General features: G+C 62.7%; 16 protein-coding genes and 3 pseudogenes. 12 read left to right on the top strand and 7 right to left on the bottom strand.

Translation table 11 applies throughout. The features are described from left to right. The first annotated feature begins 616 nt into the window (after positions 1–616). The gene (locus tag ACW4E8_RS39830; RefSeq protein WP_455281265.1) at positions 617–970 is read left to right on the top strand and encodes a hydroxyquinol 1,2-dioxygenase; all 354 of its coding nucleotides are present in this window, start codon (positions 617–619) and stop codon (positions 968–970) included. Positions 971–1289: 319 nt separating this feature from the next. Beyond that, a complete protein-coding gene (locus ACW4E8_RS39825) occupies positions 1290–2342 on the top strand; it encodes an alpha/beta fold hydrolase (RefSeq protein ID WP_456809494.1) in 1053 nt (350 codons plus the stop codon). Between the two features lie 59 nt (positions 2343–2401). On the opposite strand, the gene ACW4E8_RS39820 is transcribed toward ACW4E8_RS39825, so the two are convergent. Genes ACW4E8_RS39820 through ACW4E8_RS39810 form a run of 3 tightly spaced genes read right to left on the bottom strand, consistent with a single transcriptional unit; the run spans position 2402 to position 6267 of the window. Further along, positions 2402–3070, bottom strand: a complete 669-nt coding sequence (locus tag ACW4E8_RS39820; RefSeq protein WP_455281269.1) for a response regulator transcription factor — start codon at positions 3068–3070, stop codon at positions 2402–2404. Between the two features lie 12 nt (positions 3071–3082). After that, positions 3083–3475, bottom strand: coding sequence for a response regulator (locus ACW4E8_RS39815; protein ID WP_456809493.1), 393 nt, complete (start codon positions 3473–3475; stop codon positions 3083–3085). Continuing rightward, the gene (locus tag ACW4E8_RS39810) at positions 3475–6267 is read right to left on the bottom strand and encodes a PAS domain S-box protein (RefSeq protein WP_456809492.1); all 2793 of its coding nucleotides are present in this window, start codon (positions 6265–6267) and stop codon (positions 3475–3477) included. The genes ACW4E8_RS39815 and ACW4E8_RS39810 overlap by 1 nt, the downstream gene beginning before the upstream one ends. Before the next feature lie 245 nt (positions 6268–6512). Here ACW4E8_RS39810 and ACW4E8_RS39805 point away from each other — a divergent pair, with 245 nt between their 5' ends. The 10 genes and pseudogenes from ACW4E8_RS39805 to ACW4E8_RS39760 form a co-directional block, all read left to right on the top strand. Further along, complete coding sequence (locus ACW4E8_RS39805; protein ID WP_456809491.1) at positions 6513–6782, top strand: hypothetical protein; 270 nt, start codon at positions 6513–6515, stop codon at positions 6780–6782. 63 nt (positions 6783–6845) lie between these two features. Further along, a complete protein-coding gene (locus ACW4E8_RS39800) occupies positions 6846–7274 on the top strand; it encodes a GNAT family N-acetyltransferase (RefSeq protein WP_455281277.1) in 429 nt (142 codons plus the stop codon). After that, complete coding sequence (locus ACW4E8_RS39795; RefSeq protein ID WP_455281279.1) at positions 7271–7564, top strand: hypothetical protein; 294 nt, start codon at positions 7271–7273, stop codon at positions 7562–7564. The genes ACW4E8_RS39800 and ACW4E8_RS39795 overlap by 4 nt, the downstream gene beginning before the upstream one ends. A gap of 236 nt (positions 7565–7800) precedes the next feature. Next, positions 7801–8220, top strand: coding sequence for an organic hydroperoxide resistance protein (locus ACW4E8_RS39790; protein WP_456809490.1), 420 nt, complete (start codon positions 7801–7803; stop codon positions 8218–8220). 129 nt (positions 8221–8349) lie between these two features. After that, positions 8350–9696: an epoxide hydrolase family protein gene (locus tag ACW4E8_RS39785; protein WP_456809489.1), complete on the top strand. Its 1347-nt coding sequence runs from the start codon at positions 8350–8352 to the stop codon at positions 9694–9696. A gap of 47 nt (positions 9697–9743) precedes the next feature. Beyond that, positions 9744–11057, top strand: coding sequence for an epoxide hydrolase family protein (locus ACW4E8_RS39780; protein WP_456809488.1), 1314 nt, complete (start codon positions 9744–9746; stop codon positions 11055–11057). A 113-nt stretch (positions 11058–11170) separates the two neighbouring features. Next, positions 11171–11455, top strand: a complete 285-nt coding sequence (locus ACW4E8_RS39775) for an alpha/beta fold hydrolase (protein ID WP_456809487.1) — start codon at positions 11171–11173, stop codon at positions 11453–11455. Positions 11456–11483: 28 nt separating this feature from the next. After that, positions 11484–11537 (top strand): annotated as a pseudogene (locus ACW4E8_RS39770) (hypothetical protein); the annotation flags it as partial. A 230-nt stretch (positions 11538–11767) separates the two neighbouring features. Next, a complete protein-coding gene (ltrA, locus tag ACW4E8_RS39765; RefSeq protein WP_456809486.1) occupies positions 11768–12883 on the top strand; it encodes a group II intron reverse transcriptase/maturase in 1116 nt (371 codons plus the stop codon). A gap of 360 nt (positions 12884–13243) precedes the next feature. Next, a pseudogene (locus tag ACW4E8_RS39760) lies at positions 13244–13643 on the top strand (transposase); the annotation flags it as partial. A gap of 473 nt (positions 13644–14116) precedes the next feature. Here the strand turns inward: ACW4E8_RS39760 and ACW4E8_RS39755 are convergent. The 4 genes and pseudogenes from ACW4E8_RS39755 to ACW4E8_RS39740 form a co-directional block, all read right to left on the bottom strand. Further along, positions 14117–14452 (bottom strand): annotated as a pseudogene (locus tag ACW4E8_RS39755) (cyclase family protein); the annotation flags it as partial. A 244-nt stretch (positions 14453–14696) separates the two neighbouring features. Then, the gene (locus ACW4E8_RS39750; protein ID WP_456809485.1) at positions 14697–15875 is read right to left on the bottom strand and encodes a hypothetical protein; all 1179 of its coding nucleotides are present in this window, start codon (positions 15873–15875) and stop codon (positions 14697–14699) included. A 460-nt stretch (positions 15876–16335) separates the two neighbouring features. Beyond that, on the bottom strand, positions 16336–17325 hold the full coding sequence (locus ACW4E8_RS39745; RefSeq protein ID WP_456809484.1) for an ATP-binding protein: 990 nt from the start codon (positions 17323–17325) through the stop codon (positions 16336–16338). 41 nt (positions 17326–17366) lie between these two features. Continuing rightward, positions 17367–19151 (bottom strand): hypothetical protein, encoded by a 1785-nt coding sequence (locus tag ACW4E8_RS39740; protein WP_456809483.1) that lies wholly within the window; start codon positions 19149–19151, stop codon positions 17367–17369. Positions 19152–19307: the final 156 nt, after the last annotated feature.

Here is a 19307-nt window from a genome sequence, read left to right as displayed (position 1 = left end):
CATGAACCGAATCGGTCTCGTCGTCGCCCCGGCTTCCAGATCCTCGACATGGCGGCAGCTTCGGTCTGAACTCCGGAAGTGGCGACGCGGGAGTGCGCATGGAGCCGCGACGTCGAGAATTGAATTTCTCTGACATCTTTCCTCTCCTCTTGATCAAACGCGCTCGGCCTTGACTTTGCGCGTGTTTGCCATGAACGACGCCTGACGGCTGTCTTCCACGAGGCAAATTTAGGCGGAAGGTGGTGCGGAGTTCCATTGGCCGATGGTATTGGTGACACCTTCGTATCGGTGGGAAGGGGTAGCCGAGTCCGCTATGCAGATGAGGTTGTGCGGGGACAAATAGTGCGGTCCTGGGCGGGCGCGGCACGCACTGGCATCGGTACAGCCGCATCCCAGCGGTCCCGACCATTCCTTTTCCCCGGTACGCAGGCGTCGTCGATACCATCGTTCAATGGAGTTCCGCACCTTCTTCGGCTTAAATGGCTTCGTGGCAGGCAATCTTCGGGAGTCGTCTATGCATCGATCTCCTGCAATGCGTACCCATGGCTCGCGGCATGCAGCATCGAATCCGCTAGTGCCGGACCGATCCCTAACCAACCGCTCAAGGAAACCGAACATGATTACCAATCTCGCCAAGTGCTCTCTCGTCGCGATTACCCTGGTTGCCGCGGCAACCGGTTCGCAGGCAGCCAGCCCATCTTCCGTTGGCGCTCGCGAGCCGTTCACCGACGGTGCCCGTTCGGGAAGCGACCCACGTGACCCGTACACCGACGGCGCCCGTTCGGTGCAGGAACCGCGCAGCCCATATACCGACGGTACCAGCAAGTTCGATCCGTACTACGATGGCGCCCGCTCCTCAAGCGGCCTGAACCTCACGGACGCCCCGGCGGACCCCGCACAAAGCGTCGAACCTATCCCGGCGGCGCCTTCGCGCGACGTCTTGCCCCGGTCATCACGCAAATCGAAATGACTGGAGTGGACGGCGTAGCGCGTAGCGGTAGTCGCCTCGACCATCGCTGTGGCTATCCATGAGCAAGGCGCAGTGCGTAAGCCGGAATCGTCGGGCCCCTGACTCAAACCGCCGCGCGCTGGATTCGGATGCGCATCGCGCGGCGTAGTGCTATAGAAGGCTCGGCAGGTCCGCGTCCAGCCGAGCCGTTTTGTATCAGCGTATTTGGCAATCGTGGATATATACACAGCGATACAAAACCCGCTGAACTTCGACACATGGCGCTTGCCACGGTCACTTAGACTCGCGCTCACGTTGATCACGCACACAGGAGAAGAAGATGCTGGAAAAAATCGATCTGCCTCGTCGCGGCTTTCTGAGTGTCGCAGCAGTGACGCTGGCCGCAGCCCCGTTCGGCCTGTCGCAGGCCGCCCACGCACAAACCGGTATGTCGAAGGCGCCGCCCCTGCCGTTGACCAGGCCGGGCACCCATACGACCTTCGCACCGATCAAGCACATCAACGCCGGTGTGCTCAATGTCGGCTACGCCGAGGCCGGCCCGGCCACAGGACCCGTCGCGCTGTTGCTGCACGGCTGGCCCTACGACATCCACAGCTTTGTCGACGTGGCGCCCCTGCTGGCGGCTCGCGGCTATCGCGTGATCGTTCCCTACCTGCGCGGCTATGGTTCGACGACTTTCCTGTCGGCCGACACCATGCGCAACGGCCAACCCTTGGCAATAGCCGCCGACATGATCGCGCTGATGGACGCGCTCAAGATCCAGAACGCCGCGGTGGCAGGCTTCGACTGGGGCGCGCGCACCGCCGACATCATGGCCGCCCTATGGCCGGAGCGTTGCAGGGGGCTGGTCTCGGTCAGCGGCTACCTGATCGGTAGCCAGGCGGCCGGCAAGCTGCCGTTGCCGCCGGAAGCCGAGCTGCAGTGGTGGTACCAGTTCTATTTCGCCACGGAGCGTGGTCGCGCCGGCTATCAGAAGTACACGCGCCAGTTCGCCAGGCTGATCTGGAAACTGGCGTCGCCGAAGTGGAATTTCGACGATGCCACGTTCGACCGCAGCGCCGCCGCCTTCGACAATCCCGACCACGTGGAAATCACCATTCACAACTACCGCTGGCGGCAGGGCCTGGCCAGCGGCGAAGCCAGGTTCGACGACATCGAGAAGCAACTCGCCACGGCCCCAACCATCAGCGTGCCCACCATTACCATAGAAGGCGATGCCAACGGCGCGCCGCACCCGGAACCCAGCGCCTATGCCAGCAAGTTCACTGGCCGGTACGAGCACCGGGAACTGACGGGGGGGATCGGCCACAACCCGCCGCAGGAGGCGCCCACGGCGTTTGCGCAGGCGGTGCTCGACGTCGACAGGCGCTGACGCGCGAGTGGTCGCCCGTACCCGGGGAACGGGAACACCGCGAGGCGGGCGAATGTGGGCTACTTCAACACGCGTTCAAGGCCAAGCCTCGCAGCCATGGTCACCAGGTCGGCGAGCGAGCGGGCATTCATCTTCCGCATGACCTGCCCGCGGTGCGCCTTCACCGTGATCTCGCTGATGCCCAGCTCGCCGCCTACCTGCTTGTTCAGGAGGCCCGACACCACCAGCGCCATGACCTCGCGCTCGCGTGGACTGAGTGAGGCGTAGCGTTCCTGGAGGGCGTTGAGCCCGGCTTTCTCTGCCAATGCCACGCGGCTGCGCTCGAGGGCCTGCTGGATGGCATCAAGCAGGACTTCATCTTCGAAAGGCTTGGTGAGAAATTCAAGCGCTCCCGCCTTCATGGCCCGCACCGTCATCGGCACGTCGCCGTAGCCGGTGATAAAGATGATCGGCATGTCGGTGCGCTCGGCTGCTATCAGGCTCTGCAGGTCGAGGCCACTGAGATCGGGAAGGCTGACGTCCAGCACCAGGCAGTTCGGGGCCATGGCGCGCGGGCACTCAAGAAACGCCTTCGCGGAGGCGAAGGTCTCCACTCTGAAACCCGCGAAGCGGATCATCGCTTCCAGCGACTCACGCACCGAGATGTCGTCGTCGACAACGAAGACGACCGGCGGGGTGTGCGCCGACGACGCTTCCGAGCTACGTTCCATGGCATGGGCTGGGGTCATCGGCAACTCCAATCACAGGCTCCCCGGGCGGATTCCGTCTGCCCGGAGCGCGGCCTGGATCGCGCCGAGCAGAGCGGTGTCGCTGAATGGCTTGAACAGGTACTCTACGGCCCCCGGTTCGAGCATGCGCCGGCGCTGGGCCTCGTCCTCGTGCGCCGTGATGAAGACGATCGGGACGGATTGGCGGCGTCGCAGCAACTCGCGCCGCAGGTCCAGGCCGGACATGCCTGGCATGGCGATATCGAGGATCAGGCAGCGAGCCTGACCGACACAGCCGGAATCCAGGAACTCCTCCGCCGACGCAAACGCCAGCGCCGCAAAGCCGAACTCGCGCAACAGGTCGGGCAGCGCTTCGCGCACCGACTCGTCGTCGTCGACCACCGCGATCAGCGAGCGGGCGTCCATCACAGGTTCCTCACGGACTGTTCATCGTCCGCGCGCGCGACCTGGGCCGTGGCACCGGGGCGATCGGCGGCAGCCGTGCTGTGCGCATGGCATGGGATGGAGAATGAAAACGTGGCACCAGAACTCTCGTTCGGGGTGGCCCACAGGCGGCCGCCGTGGCTCTCGATGATGGAGCGGCTCACAGATAATCCGATGCCCATACCTTCCCCTTTGGTCGTGTAGAACGCATCAAAGAGCTTGCCCGCGTGCTCCGGGTCGAAGCCGACGCCGGAATCGGTCACGGCGAGCCGCACGCTGTCGCCAGCGTCCCGTCCGATGCTGAGCAGCATCTGCCGTGGCCGGTCGTCGACGCCATCCATCGCCTCCACGGCGTTGAGAAGCAGGTTCAGCACCACCTGCTGGAGCTGGACCCGGTCGCCTGTGGCAGGCGGCAGGTCGTCGGCTGTTTTCAGTCGCAGCACGATCCGTCGTGTGCGGATCTCGCTGCGCAGGATCTCGAGCACCTCGCGTGCGGCTTCCACCAGATCGACCGCCCCCGTCGTCACTGCCTCCTTCCTGAACAGCGCGCGCAGACGTGTCATCACGTCCGAAGCGCGGCGCCCGTCGCGCAGCGTGCGTCGGACGGTGTCGAGCGCGCCGTCGATATTGGGCGGCTCCGCGCTCAGCATGCGCAAGCCGGTGCTGGCGTTGGTCATGATGCCAGCCAGCGGCTGGTTGATTTCATGCGCAATCGAGGCGGTCAGCGCACCCAGGCTGTTGACCCGGCTCGCGTGGGCCAGTTCGGCGCGCAGGCTGCTCAGCGCCTCCTCGGACTGGCGGCGCTCGGTCACATCCTGCGCGGCACCGATGTACTCGAGCCGGCCCTGCGGGTCACGGGTGGCGTGAGCCTGTACCAGCAAATATTTGACCGAGCCGTCGGGCAAAAGCAGGCGGTGGTCGTACTCCAGGTCCTTCCCGTCTTGCGCCCGCTCGATCATTGCCTGCAGCAGATGAAGGTCGCGAGGGTGGACGCGCGCAGCGATCATGTCCCTCGTTACCCGCACCCCGGGCTCGATTCCGAAGATGCGATAGAGCTGCTCCGAGCAGGTGATCTCGCCGCTTTCCGGACGCCAGCAAAAGCTTCCGCTCAGGCTGAGCTGCTCCACGCTCGCCATCAGCGCCGCGCTTCGCCGCAGTTGTTGTTCCGCCTGTTTGCGCGCTGTGATGTTGCGCGTCACACCGAGTTGCATCATCACGCCGTCGTTGCCCCGCATCGGCGCGGCATGGGTTTCCATGTGTATCCGCTCGCCGCGCAGGTTGATGATGTCGAACTCCAGGAAGCCCTTGGTGCCGGAACAGACCTTCTGGTTGAATTCGACGTAGCGGCTGCGATGCTCGGGAGCGACGACATTGTAGAAATTCTTGCCCACCAGCGCGTCTGCGTACGGTGCCCCGACCATGGCCGCTCCGGCTGAATTGACACGCAGCAGGGTTCCGTCTCGCGCGACCAGCTTCACGCATTCCGGCGTCGTCTCCACGATCGCGCGAAAGCCTTTCTCGCTTCGCTTCAATGCGAGGTCGCTTCGTGCATGTTCGATGGCGATGCTCGCGACGTGCGTGAGTTGGCCGATCAGATCGCGCTGAAAAGGCGTCGGGTCCCCAGGCTCCGACCGAAAGATCGTGAACGTGCCGAGCGCTTCGTGGGTAGACGACAGGATGGGGGTGGCCCAGCACGCGCGCAGTCCTTGTGCCAGAAAGCGGTCCCGCCATGGCTGCGTCCAGCGTGCCTCCGACGCGACATCCGACACGATGCACTGTAATTTGGTGGCCGCCGCCAGCCCGCAAGGGCCCCCTTCGGCGGCGACCGGGCTGCCGTCTTCAGGGCCGAGGTGGGACGACGCAAGGTGTTGCTGGGCGCCCCACTTGAACGTCACGTCCTCGGGATCGATCAGCGAAACGATGCACCGGCAGTCGCTGGCGATGTCTTCGACCTGGCGGCACAAGTCGTCCAGCACCGCAGGCAAGGGCTGCCCGATGGCGACCATCTCGAGCAGGCGCTTCTCGGCTGCAAGCAGCGCTTCGGCGCGCTTGCGGTCGTCGATATCCGTTTGCAGGAAATACCACAGAACGGTTCGGCCCTCGTTGTCGCGCAATGGAAAGCCCTGCACGTGGAACCATCGGTAGAGGCCATCGGCGCCGCGATAGCGGGTCTCGCCGTCATAAGGTTTGCCTGTGCTGATCGACGCATGAAGCCGGTCATCTACCACTCGTCGGTCATCCGGATGGATCCAGGTCTTCCATGACTTCAGATCCTCGGGGGCGGCGCCGGCGTACTCGAGCGTATGGCGGTTGGCGTGGAAAATATCACCTTCCGGCGTAGCCAGAACGACCCGTGTAGGCAGGCTATCCAGGACCAGCCGGAAGCGCTGCTCGTGCACGCGCAGCGCATCTTCGGCCCGTTTGCGGTCCTCAATCTCCGTGTTGATCCCGCACCACTTCACGACCTCGCCGGCTGTGTTGGAAATCGGACTGGCACGGCACAGGAACCAGCGATACACGCCATCGAAGCGCCGCATTCGCGCCTCTGCCTCGCCCGGCTCTCCCGAAGCAATGGTGCCCCGCCAGGATTCAAGCAGCGCGGGCCGGTCGTCGGGGTGGAACGCTGCCAGCCAGCCCTCGCCCGATGCTTGCTCGACGGAAAGCCCGGTGTATTCGCACCAGCGACGGTTCACAAACTCGGTGCGACCGTCGGGGAAGGCGGTCCAGACCAACCCTGGCAGCGCATCCACGGTGCGACTAAGTTCATTTTCCATCACGGTCCTTTCCTGCCGGCACTTCATGACGCAACGATCGCTGCGTGCGGTCGGTTAGTCAATATACCTTGGTATCGGTCCTGGCGTGGATCGGCTGCGTGGCACGCCGGGGCAACGGCTCAGCCGCATCCGGCACGTCGCCCGGCACCGGTGCGCAGCCGTCGCCAATACCAATGTCTAATGGAACTGGCGCTGGCCCCGGGGTAAATTGCTTACCGGAACGCAGCCTTCAGATGGGGACATCCATGGCAATGGTGCCGCTGCAAAACCGCGCGCTGCCATGCCGGAGTTTCCCGATGACGCGAACCGTGTTTTTCATTGTCGCCAGCAATTGCATCGGGTGCACGGCTTACCGCCTGGCCGCCCTCAGCTGGAGCGGCTATGCATCGCTGTCGACGATAGCCGCCCAGACGATGAGCGCATCGCTGACGGCCGCCATGCTACTGATGGTACTGGCAGGTTCGATGTACGTCATGAGTATTGCCCTTGGGCACCTGGGCGGCGTCCTGCGCTAGCGCACGGTGAGCCCCATTGCGTCATCCTCCGTCAGAGGACGCACTTGCTTGAAGGAGTGCACTATGCGCCCGCGATATGCAACCGAACAGGACTGGCCAGAGGTGGAAGCGCTTCTGAGCGCTTCGTCACTGGCTGTCGATGGGATGCACGAGCACAGCACGCAGTACATCGTGGTCCGTGACAACGCCGGGCTTCTGGGCTGCGCCGGAATAGAGCGCTACGAGACGACGGGCGTGCTTCGCGCACTCGCCGTCGTGCAACGCGCCAGGTCCGCAGGCCTTGGCGAACTGCTGATTGCCGCCATCGTGGCTGACCTTCGGCTGCGAGGCGTCGAATCGATCGTGCTGCAAACCAGGAGTGCATCCGCCTATTTCGCGCGCCTGGGCTTCACGCCGATCGACATTTCAGAGCTGCCGCAAGCAGTCCGCCCCGCTCACGAGTTCGGCCGCGACCGGAATGACATCGGGACGCTGATGCAGACCGCCTTATGAGCGACACCCACATGCGTGAGGTGTCAGATGAAAACGACTCTTCCAAAACCGATTCGAGAGTTGGCGATGCCCGAAGAAACTGTAGATCGAGGCCGCTATGCCGCGCCATTGCGATACTGCTGACCGTGGCGGCGATCGGCCTGGCTGTCTTCGTCGTGTGGCAAATCGATGTCGCGCCGCGCACCGACGACGCCTATGCCTACGCAGTTCTATCCGACGACGTTCCGGCCGACGGGGATCGGCTTTGCTTCCGGAGTCGGGCCGCGCAGGCGCCATCGTGGCACCGATAGCGCTCGGTGTACTGGTCTCGGTGAGGTTGCCGCTGGAGCATAACTTCCCGGCTATTGCGGCGGCAGGCGCCTTGGGAGCCGTGGCGATCGCTCTAGTCAACCACCGAGTTTCCGCCTCGAGATCCGGCATATCGCACGACGGCATGGTCGCGTTGGAGAGCCGCTGACGTGAGACGGCGGCGATAACTGCGTCGCCAGGGAATCACACCTCATTTCCACCAACCCAGAAGGCCATCATGATCAATTCCGTCGACACGGTGCTGTACACCGCCCGCACCCACACTACTGGCGGCCGCAACGGTGCCGGCAGATCCAGCGACGGCGCGCTCGACGTCAAGCTGAGCTCGCCCGGATCCGGCAAGCCCGGCACCAACCCCGAGCAGCTCTTCGCCGTCGGCTGGTCGGCCTGCTTCATCGGGGCCATGGGGCTGGCAGCAGCCACGCACAAGGTGTGGCTGCCACAAGACCTCGCGGTCGACACTGCAGTAGACCTCGCCAAGGACGGTGATGCCTACTTCCTGCAGGCGCGCCTGAGGGTGAGCCTGCCCGGCGTGCCGCGCGACACGGCACAGGCGATCGTCGATGCTGCGCACCAGACCTGCCCGTACTCGAAGGCGACGCGAGGCAATATCCACGTGACGATCGAACTGATCTGATTGCTGGACCGTGCCGGGCTCGCTGCCAGGCGGCAGGCCGGCGGGTCAGTCACCGCGGCGGTGGGCGTCGGCGCGAAATGAGGTCGCGCATCACTGATTCGTCCCTCCAACACAAACTGGAAACCCGAGATGTCCCAAGCTTCTGCCTCCAAAGCCATCAGCGAGCCACTGCCAGGCAACTTTCCGCTTCACACCCGCCGCAGTCTTCTTCAAGCGTCGGCGGCCGCCGGCGCCCTCGGCCTGGGCCTGTTGAGCGCTCCCGGCCGCGCCATGGCCGCGACGCCGGCCGCAACGGCCACCGATGCGATCCGTCCGTTTCGCTTCTCCTTCCCAAGATCGGAGCTGGTCGACCTGCGCCGGCGGATCGAGGCGACGCGCTGGCCCAGCCGCGAGCTGGTTTCGGATGAAACCCAGGGCGTGCGGCTCAAGACGATGCAACAGCTCGCCCGCTACTGGTCGACGGACTACGACTGGCGCAAGTTCGAGGCGAAGTTCAAGGCCTTGCCCCACTTCGTGACCACGATCGACGGAGTCGACATCCACTTCATCCACGTCCGCTCCAGGCACGCGAACGCCTTGCCGGTCATCATCACGCACGGGTGGCCAGGCTCGGTGGTCGAGCAACTGAAGATCATCGACCCGCTGACCCACCCGACGGTCAATGGCGGCAAGGCGGAAGACGCCTTCGACGTCGTGATCCCCTCGCTTCCCGGCCACGGGTTTTCCGGCAAGCCCACCACGACCGGCTGGGACCCGGTGCGCATCGCGCGCGCCTGGATCATGCTGATGCAGCGCCTCGGGTACAAGAAATACGTGGCCCAGGGGGGCGACTGGGGCGATGCCGTCTCCGAGCAAATGGCGCTGCTCGCGCCTGCCGGATTGCTCGGCATTCACGTCAACATGCCGGCGACCGTTCCTGCCGATGTGTCGCGAGCCCTCAAGTACGGCGAGTCCGCGCCGGCGGGCCTCTCCGCCGACGAGCTGAACGCGTACAAGCAGCTGGACTCCTTCTTCAAGACCGGCTTGGGCTATGCCATCGAGATGTCGAACCGCCCGCAGACGCTCTACGCGATCGAAGACTCGCCCATCGGCCTGGCGTCCTGGATGCTGGATCATGACGAGCGCAGCCTGTCGCTCATCGCGCGGGTCTTCGACGGCCACAGCGAAGGCCTCACGCGAGACGACATCCTGGACAACGTCACCTTTTACTGGCTGACCAGGACGGCGGTCTCCTCGTCTCGCCTGTATTGGGAAAACAAGCTGGCCTTCTTCGACGTCAAGAACATCACCATCCCGGTGGCCGTGAGCGTCTTCCCGGACGAGATCTACGCGGCCCCGCGCAGTTGGGCGGAAAAGGCGTTCTCCAAGCTCATCCACTTCAAACGGCTCGACAAGGGCGGCCACTTTGCCGCCTGGGAACAGCCTGAGGCCTTCGCCAAAGAGCTTCGCACGGGCTTCAGGACGCTGCGCACGTAGATGAGGCAACACGGATCCACGTCTTTTTCGAGAACCCAGAGCACCACATGAAACCCAATCATCGACTCATTGCCATTGGCGCCGCCCTGAGCGCTCTCGGCGTAGCCCAGTTCAGCACCGCCAGCCACGCCCAAACCGTGGCCGTCGCAAAGGTGCAGCCCCAAGGCACCAGCGCCGAAGACCCGGCCATCCGACCCTTCCGGGCTAGCATTGCGGAGGCCGCCATCGCCCACCTGCGCCAGCGCATCGCTGCGACGCGCTGGCCCGAGCGCGAGACCGTGAACGACCGGTCGCAAGGCGTGCAGCTGGATCCTTTCCAGGAGTTGGTGCGCTACTGGGGCACCGACTACGACTGGCGCAAGGCGGAGGCCAAGCTCAATGCCTACCCGCAGTTCGTGACCCGGATCGACGGGCTGGACATCCACTTCATCCACGCCAAGTCGCGGCATCCGAACGCGATGCCGCTGATCATCACCCACGGCTGGCCGGGTTCGGTGTTCGAACTGCTGAAGGTCATCGGACCGCTGACCGATCCCACCGCCTACGGCGGGCGTGCCGAAGACGCCTTCGACGTCGTGATCCCCTCGATGCCCGGCTACGGCTTCTCCGGCCGGCCCACCGGCACCGGCTGGGGCCCCGAGCGCATGGCCAGCGCCTGGGATGTGCTGATGAAGCGCCTGGGCTACACGCGCTACGTCGCGCAGGGCGGCGACTGGGGCTCGGTCGTGGCCCAGGCCCAGGGCCGCCAGGCGCCGAAGGGCCTGCTGGGTATCCACCTGAACATGCCCGCCACCGTGCCGGCGGACATTGCCAAGGCGCTCAAGAGCGGCGAGCCCGCGCCGGCTGGCCTAACGCCCAAGGAGAGAGCCGCCTACGAGGCGATGAACAAGCTGTACACCCGCGGCGGCGGCTACGCAGGGGTAATGGTGACCCGCCCGCAGACCCTGGGCTACAGCCTGGCCGATTCGCCTGTCGGCCAGGCTGCGTGGTTCTACGACAAGTTCGCCGACTGGACGTTCAGCGGCGGCGTGCCCGAGCGTTCGCTAACGAAGGACGAGATGCTCGACGACATCACGCTGTACTGGCTAACCAACACCGCCACCTCGGCCTCACAGCTCTACTGGGAGAACAACAACAACAACTTCAACGTCGTGGAGCAGCGCACGCGCGAGATCAAGGTGCCGGTGGGCGTGACGGTGTTTCCCGGCGAGATCTACCAGGCGCCCAAGAGCTGGGCCCAGAGAGCTTTCCCCAAGCTGAGCTACTTCAATGAAGTGGACAAAGGTGGTCATTTCGCGGCCTGGGAGGAACCGCAGCTCTTCGCCCAGGAAGTGCGAGCCGCATTCAGGGGCCTGCGCTAAGCCTCTCATCATTGATCCTCGCCAAGGAGCACTCACCATGCCCATGAAAGTCGGACTTGACCGTCGCAGCTTCCTAAACCACGGCGGCAGGCCACATCACCGCCCAACTCGCGATGCCTCGCCTCGTCGCCGCCGCCGCGGGGCCGCCACCCATCAGGCAGATCAAGGCGGGCGTGCTTGACATCGGCTACTACGAAACCGGCCCGACCGATGGGCCGGCAGCGTTATTAATGCACGGGTTTCCGTATTCGATCGACAGCTACTCCGAAGTCGCTCCGATGCTGGCAGCGCTGGGTTGCCGCGTCATCGTCCCCTATCTCCGCAGCCACGGATCCACGCGCTTCCTGGACGCGAAGACTCCTCGCTCGGGGCAGCAGGGGCCATCGGCGTCGATGTGATTGCAATGCCCTGGACATCCGGCGGGCCGTGCTGGCCGGCTACGACTGGGGCGGGCGCTCAGCCTGCATCGCCGCGGCCCTCTGGCCGCAGCGGTGCGCGGGCCTGGTATCCGTCAACAGCTACCTCATCCAGGACATCGCCCGAGCGAGCCAGCCGATCGCGGCTCGGTCGAATCAGGTGTGTCACGATCGACCGGCTTCGGGAGTCGGTCCTTGCGCTCAAGCGCAATGCGGCGCCAGGGGTGGACGGCGTGACGTGGCGATACTAACGAGGCAGGACTGGAAGAACACCTCCAGCGCCTGCATGCGCAAGTGCAGAGCGGGGCGTATCGGCCACTGCCTGTTCGGCGACAGTACATACCGAAATCGGACGGCAGGCAACGCCCGTTGGGGATTGCGGCGTTGGAGGACAAAATCGTCCAGCGCGCAGTGGTCGAAGTGCTAAACGCGGTCTACGAAGAAGACTTTCTCGGCTTCTCGTACGGGTTCCGACCCGGGCGCAGTCAGCATGATGCGCTGGACGCGCTGTCGACGGCTATTGTCCGTACCCCGGTGAACTGGATTTTGGACGCCGACATTCGAAACTTCTTTGACTCGGTTAGCCAGGAATGGCTGGTCCGCTTCATGGAGCATCGGATTGGCGACCAACGCATCATCCGCCTTGTGCGCAAGTGGCTCAAGGCGGGCGTGTTGGAAGATGGAGAGCTCAGCGTCAGTGAATCGGGTACACCGCAGGGATCGGTGGCTTCGCCGCTGTTCGCGAACGTTTATCTTCACTACGTCTTTGACCTCTGGGCCCAACGGTGGCGACGGCGACAAGCCAAAGGCAACGTCATCATCCTCCGGTACGCGGATGATGTTGTGGTCGGCTTCGAGCACGAAGCCGACGCGCGGCGCTTCTGGGACGCGATGCGAACGAGGTTGGAAGAATTCTCGCTTGCGCTGCATCCGGACAAGACGAGGCTGCTGGAGTTTGGTCGCAATGCGGCGGGCAGACGAAAGCGCTACGGCCTTGGCCGGCCGGAGACCTCCACCTTTCTGGGTTTCATTTTCATCTGTGGGCGGACTCGTCGTGGTGCCTTCCAGCTTCAATGGAAGACCCGGGCAGACCGCATGCGGGCGAAACTCAGGCAGATCAAAGAGGAACTTCGCAGGCGCATGCATGAACCGATTTCCGTGCAGGGGCAATGGCTCAGGCAGGTGGTCCGAGGGTACTTCGCGTATCACGCGGTGCCTACCAACTCGCGGGCGATCAGTGCATTTCGACACCACGTCACCAATCTCTGGCGGCGAACGCTTCGGCGTCGCAGTCAGAAAGGCGCTATGACGTGGGAGCGAATGGCGCGGATCGCCAACGACTGGCTACCACGACCTCGAATCCTTCATCCGTGGCCGACCGAGCGGTTTGCTGTCAAACACCCAAGGTAGGAGCCGTATGCCCGAATTGGGCTCGTACGGATCTGTGCAGGCGGTGCTCAGTAATGGGCATTCCTACTGCGATCCGGGGTATCCGGCTGCAACCCTTGTCGCACAAAGGTGGCGGAAAATAAATTGACATTTTTATCGACACTCTAAAAATAATGAATCAGTCAATTCGCATTATTCCGCATTAAAATCGTCTCGTTGCATCCTAGACTTCGAATCCCGGTAACTTCTCAATAAGCCGGGGCAAAGCCCATGCGGTTATACACAACTGACCTAATCTTACTGTGTCAATAAATTCATGCCATTATAGAAGGCCGCCTCAAATCTGAAGTGCAACACCTTGCCATTCGGTAAGGTGTGTGAATGACAAGAAAGAAATATCAGCAGCTACAACACGAAGAACGGATGCGCATCGAGATTTGGAAGGCGGAGAACGTCAGTCAGCGCGAGATGGCTCGCAGGCTCGGCCGGGCACCATCCACTCTGGTGCGCGAACTACGCCGAAATGCGACAGCGGCGGGCAGCTATAAGGCCATGACCGCGCAAGCGCGTCGGGCACAACGCCGACAGGCCAGCCGTGCGGCGCCCAAGCTCAGTGAACACACCGTGCTATGGGGTGTGGTACGCCACTTCCTCCAGCAAAAGTGGTCACCCCAGGAAATCTCCGCTACGCTCAAGCGCGCCTTTCCTGAACAATCCGACCTCAACGTGTCCCACGAAACCATCTACAACGCCATCTATGCCTATCCGCGCGGCGAGTTCCATCTCCGTCAGGAAGCGCTCGCGGCGCGTCCCCCGCTTCTTGCCGTGGCTTCCCGCTTCCGCAAAACTGATCTGTCGCTTCATCTCCGACTCATCTCTTGGGCATGCACATGACAACGCTTACAAACCACTCAACGATGACTGCCGCGCTGATTAAGCGCAGATTGCCGGTGCTTCAGATCAATCGCGTACACGCTTTAGTTTGGCCTTTACGTAGCAAATTGGTCCGGTTCCCGAGGCGACAGCCGAGGTATTTTGGCGCTCAGCCAGACTCATGCAGTTGCGTCGGGTCCCCGTGCCTCGTGCTCCGCTAGTTCGCTGACGCTCGAGCCATACCACTTTGCTGCCGGATCGTGAGCAGACCAGGACAAGTTGCTAGCATTGCTACAACCCCGCTGGCAGTGGCTACAGCAGCTGCGGAAAACACGCGGCCGGATGCAGCCACCATCAAGTCGGTTTTCTGCGCAACGCATGTCATCGGTGCAAGGGAATAGCCAGCGGCCGCATCGGCGCCGCATCGGCTCCGCGCAGCTTGAGCGAGGCCCCGATAAAGGCGAACTCGTAAACCCGGTCGCGCGCGAGCTCCTCCAGTTGCACCAACTCCATAATCGGCGTGCCCTGCTGCGCGAGCAGATAGGTGTGGACCGGCACATAGTTGCCCTCCGCCTCCGGTGGGAATGTCTCGAAGCTTAGGTTGTCCGCGCCGACGACCATGGCGCCGCCTTCCTCCACCAGGAACTTGGCGGCGTCAAGGGACACGCCGGGCGGCTCCTTCATGTAGGCGTCGGCATTCGTGTACTGCTGTTGCCGATCATTCATTTGACCAATGGTGATCGCTAAATCCGCCAATCATGGATAGCGTTAACTTACTGATCCGTAAGCGTTTTCTACTGCGTTGTGACGTCTGCTACTGTTGTTCATAGGCAACGCGTTTTGGGGCGCCGCGTCCACTAATGCCGCCAATCCCGGTCGACCGTTCAGTAAATCGCCTAGTGTATGTAAGACCGCTTGCATACCTGAAGTTGTATCTACTTTCACCTAAATTTGTGGCTTGCTAATAGGGAGGGGCAAGGAACCTCAATCGAAGAAGGGCCATTCGCAGCGCCTTGATGGCTGTCCGCGGCGTCTCGCCTATCGCCTGTACGCGTCCGTCGCATAGACGCGCCACCAACGCCCCGCCCGTTTCCCGGTAAATCCAGAACATCGCGCCGGCATCCTGCTGGCCGAGCAGGCGTCGCTTGCGAATATCGGCGTTGGCGGGTGTGAAGGCGGTTGCGACTGTCCAGCCCCTCTCTCGTGAGAACGTCAATCCGGGGCCTTGGCTATGCCATTGCGCAACGATAGCTCGCCTGCGACGGTGGCGACGACGAGCGACGCCGAAAAGGCGCGCCGCTTTGCTGGTCCTCGACATGATCCCCCACGCCTCGCCGCAATCAATAACCGGTTCGACAAAGCGGGTGATGTCACAACGTCGCTTCGCACCCCACCACGGACGAAGCTGGCAACTCGCAATTTCGACATGCCTCAGCGCATTCCCGCGGCCAAGGAGAAACTCCTGGACAGCCTTGTCCGCGTATGCCCACACCTGGAGCAACGCGGTGGCCGCCGCATGGTATGCGATCCACGTGTGGGTCGCGGAGAATTCCCGACTCGGGGGGCTGATGGAGGCATGTAGCATTACCTGCTCGCTCAACTCCCCAAACACGCCAGCCGGTGGTGCACGATAAGGCCAACGGCGAAGGCGCACATAAGGTTCCACGCTTCGTGCCCACAGGCCCTCTGTGATCACCAGCGCTGCCTGGGGATGGTGCGCCAGCGTCTCTGCGGCGACCGCGGCGGTCGGAGCCTCCAACCAAGTGGTGGCCCGCGGGGCCACATGACGCCGAAAGTGCCGCGCCATGGCTCGGTAGACCGAGAAAGCTGGCGCATCGGACCAGTAGGACGACGCTTTTTCTCTTAGATCCAAGTCTGCAAACGCCTGCTGATGGCAAACGTCATTGTGAAAAATTGTGTTCGGCCCATGCACGACGCGCAGTGCGTTTTTCGTAGGATGTGGCTGTAAGCCCGGTGGACAAGGGCTTCCCATTGCTTCACTCAGGGCCAGAAATTCTTCCGGCTCGAGTTCTTGCGTCCAAAAGCACTGGTATGCAACGGCTTCTGAATGGGCGAGACATGTCATGCCGTCGAGCCACGCGACCAATTGATCCATGGCTTGTAGGTTGGCTGAAGTCATTCGCGGGCGGCGACACAACTCTGGGGTAAAGAACCGAAGCCGGTCGCACGGACAGCTACCGGGCGGGCCGTCCGGATCCGACAAGATCATCATGAACGCGCGGCCGCAGGGCAGGTCTGCAGGAAGCGGAGTGCAAACAAATCGGTGTGATAACCCTCCGCCAAACAAAGTGGACAGATCCTGGTGTCGTAGCTGAAAAGCGCAGACCGCAGCCACGCCGGTGCATCGTCAACGGTTGCCCACCGAAACTTTATCGCCGGCTCGCCCAGCAACGTCGCGAGCCGTTCTCGGTCAATCCCCCCGAATGGCCGGGGCGCCTCGTGCCGATCTCGGGGTCGGGCCATGACGGCAAGCTCGCGCGGCAGGAGCCCATTGAGCTCACATGCGCGGAGCAGCGTGTGATACAAGGACGCGTAGGGAAGGACGCTACCGCGATACCAAGTCAGACGCGGTGGCTCAGTCATGTCTGTATCGGACTGCGATCGTTGCGTTGTCGCGCTGCGGTGGCTGATACCACTGCCATTAGCCTTCTATGCCCTGCTGCCTCTACTACCTGGCGCCAAGACGTCGACGAAGTCGCCTTCTCGACGTCCGCGCCACCAGCCAGTCGCAACAAGACGTGGCGGCACGCGTGGGTTACCGTCTTCATCGGAAAGTTGATGGGGCCTGCGTACCGCGCGGGCAGGCAATCGGTCATGGCCTGCATCAGCGTAGCCGCGAAGTCGGCGAGCCGGAATCCCTGAGTCCAGGCATTGGGCACCAGGCCCGCAGTGAATGACAGGTCTGACCCCGGAGGCCATTCACTGCCGCTGTCATAGCCGGCCATGACATAAGCGAGTTCCTGCTCACTACGAATGCCATCGAACGCCTTTGTGGCCAGCATGAAGCGAGCCGCAACATGCGCGCCGCCGGACAGGGCCATGGTGATTGCTTCGTCAAAAAACTGGAGCGAGGCCACCGAGATTACGCATAATCGAATTCGTTGCCGCTCGAGCTGACTGTGCAACTCCACGAGCCACAACCACTCTCGCTGCGACATACCCTGGGCTTCGTCGATAACTAGGACCAGAAAGCGCCCACCGCCTTGGCTGGCCAGTTCGATCCAGCGTTCCAGCAACATATGGTGGCGCGCAAGCGGACCTCTCACCAATCGCGCCAGCGAATGGGAACTGGCTTGTAGCAGTTCTGCATAGAAGCTGCCGACTGAATACGGACCGCCGGGGTCGGTGTGGCTCCAAACCACCATCGGCACATAGCCACCGCAGCGCTCCGACAGCAATCGCTGCAGCCAGTGATTGACGCCGCTGGACTTGCCAAAACGCGAGGGGCCATAAATGGTGGCACCATCGACTTGGTCATCGATCCAGCCGGCCACTGTGTTCACCATCTCCTCAATCGCGACGGTATAAAGGGAGTAATCACCTGTCACAATAGGATGGTCGCGTGGCACATGACTAGGTGCCAGGGGAGGCGGGGGATGGTATGTAGTCGCTACCATAGCTGGGCCTTTCGCATCGGAGGCAGACATAGAGGCGACGCCGGTCCGGCTGGCATGGGATCGGCGGCAACTTCACTCGGCAGCGCTTGACGTGCCAAGGTGACCATGGATTCTCCCGCAACCAGTTCGGCATACTGCTGAAGGATCCGCCGTGCCTCCAGATAAGCCGGATGAGGAGGGAGCCGCCTGCCGGGCGAGCCTTCTGCATATTGCAGCAAAGCCTCGACCGCGTCGCAGCCGCTGGACAGGAATAGCAATCGCCTGCGTTCGAGGGAGCGAATGGCCTGTCTGACATAGAGGGAGTGCGGGGTGCGGTGCCACGGAGGTGACGCACGAACGACGCCGAGAAAATGTCCTGCTTGCGTTGACACTGCGGCGAAACGGGCATCGTCCTCGTTTTCTATCGTCAGCCATAATTTCTTGCCGAGCAGATCCCCGCGCAGGCAAAGCCACTCCGCGGAGTAACGGGCATTGGCGAAGTGAAAATGGGGTCGTCTACCTGTACGGCTGCCGCCCAGTAGCGCACAGAGTTTGCGCACACCCACCATTTTGCTTACAGCAATCGGATCCGCCGTGGGTAACGGTCGATCTTCCTGATCGGCCATTAATTCAAGCTGGTCAAGCGGACTGCGATACCCAAGGCCGGAATGTGGTGTGGCGTTGTAGTTCGCGATCAGGACGTCGAGCAATTCCTGCGCAAACTCCAATTGGAAGTGAGTGTCCTTCGCCGTCTGCTCCGGGTCGGTGCCACGCTTCTGATCTGGTGAGTTGCCGGTGGTGGTCGCCAGGCGATGAAAGCCACCCGCAGCCAGGCAGCGGAAGAATGCCTCGATGAAGGGTCGGTCGTCTTTGCTGCGCCGGTGGCTAAAGCTGCCGGGATCCTGAGGCTTCACTATTCGCGCACCTACGACGTCTTGCAGGGCGGCTTCAACCCGATTGCAAATGTTCGCCAGCGCCCCATCGACGCTGAATTCTTCCCAGCAAGCTCCCACGAACCGTGGAGCGCGAAATGAAGGCAGGCCGGCGCCCTTGGCATAGGCGTTGTTGCTGAACAGAATGTCTCGCGGTGTCCACAGTGTCAATGCGCAGCGTATGGCACGCAAAACATCCTCGGCACTGCACTCGCGCCGCAGGGACAAGCTGTAACCGAGAACTGCGCGTGAAGCCACTTCGATCAGCACGACGACCCAGAGACGGTGAATGACACGCGGCTCGTGACCACCGTGCGGTGAAGGGACGAGGATTACCATCCGCGCGTCGAGCTTGTGCGCATCGCATTCAACTCGCTCAAACAGCCGCAATGCTGGACGGCGTGTCCCATCGCCTGTGCGTGTCTTGCGCTGGGCCTCCGGGCCTCCAAGTAATGCGCTACGGGTCCGTAGCGGCGCGGCCGCAATGACGTCGGCGATGAAACGGCATATGGCCTTGTAACCTTGCTTCGCAACGTTGAACGGCCATTCACCGCGCTGCTCGAAGCCTCTTTCCCGCAACGCGTTAAGAAACCAGCGGTAGAGCACTGCCCGAGGTTGTCGGGTCGACTCGAGCGTCTTTCGATGACCAAGGATCTGCTGGCGAAACTCAGCTTCCAGGCCTTGACCTGCAGCGCTTCGGAACACGGCTTGAAGTGCTCCGGCTGCACCGCCGCCCCAGGGATTCACTGCAATTGGAGCAGTACGCGTGTAAGGCCGGATGCGTGCGTGCGGCAACAATCCGCGCCAGCCGTAGATTTGTCCGTCCGGATGCGGTGCAAGGCAACGCTCAGTGATCAGGCGGTACACCTGGCCGCGGCCGATTCCCGCATTGGTCCTTATGTCCCTGCCACTAGCGCCATCCAAATAAAGCCTGGATTTGCCCCCGTGTCCCCGGACACGGTCACACCCTTAGGTTGATAAGGCCATCGCACGCCTGAACTCCCGCGGCGAGCGGTAATTCAG

It is taken from the genome of Cupriavidus sp. CP313, from assembly GCF_054072015.1.
This window is presented reverse-complemented; position numbering and strand designations above follow the sequence as displayed.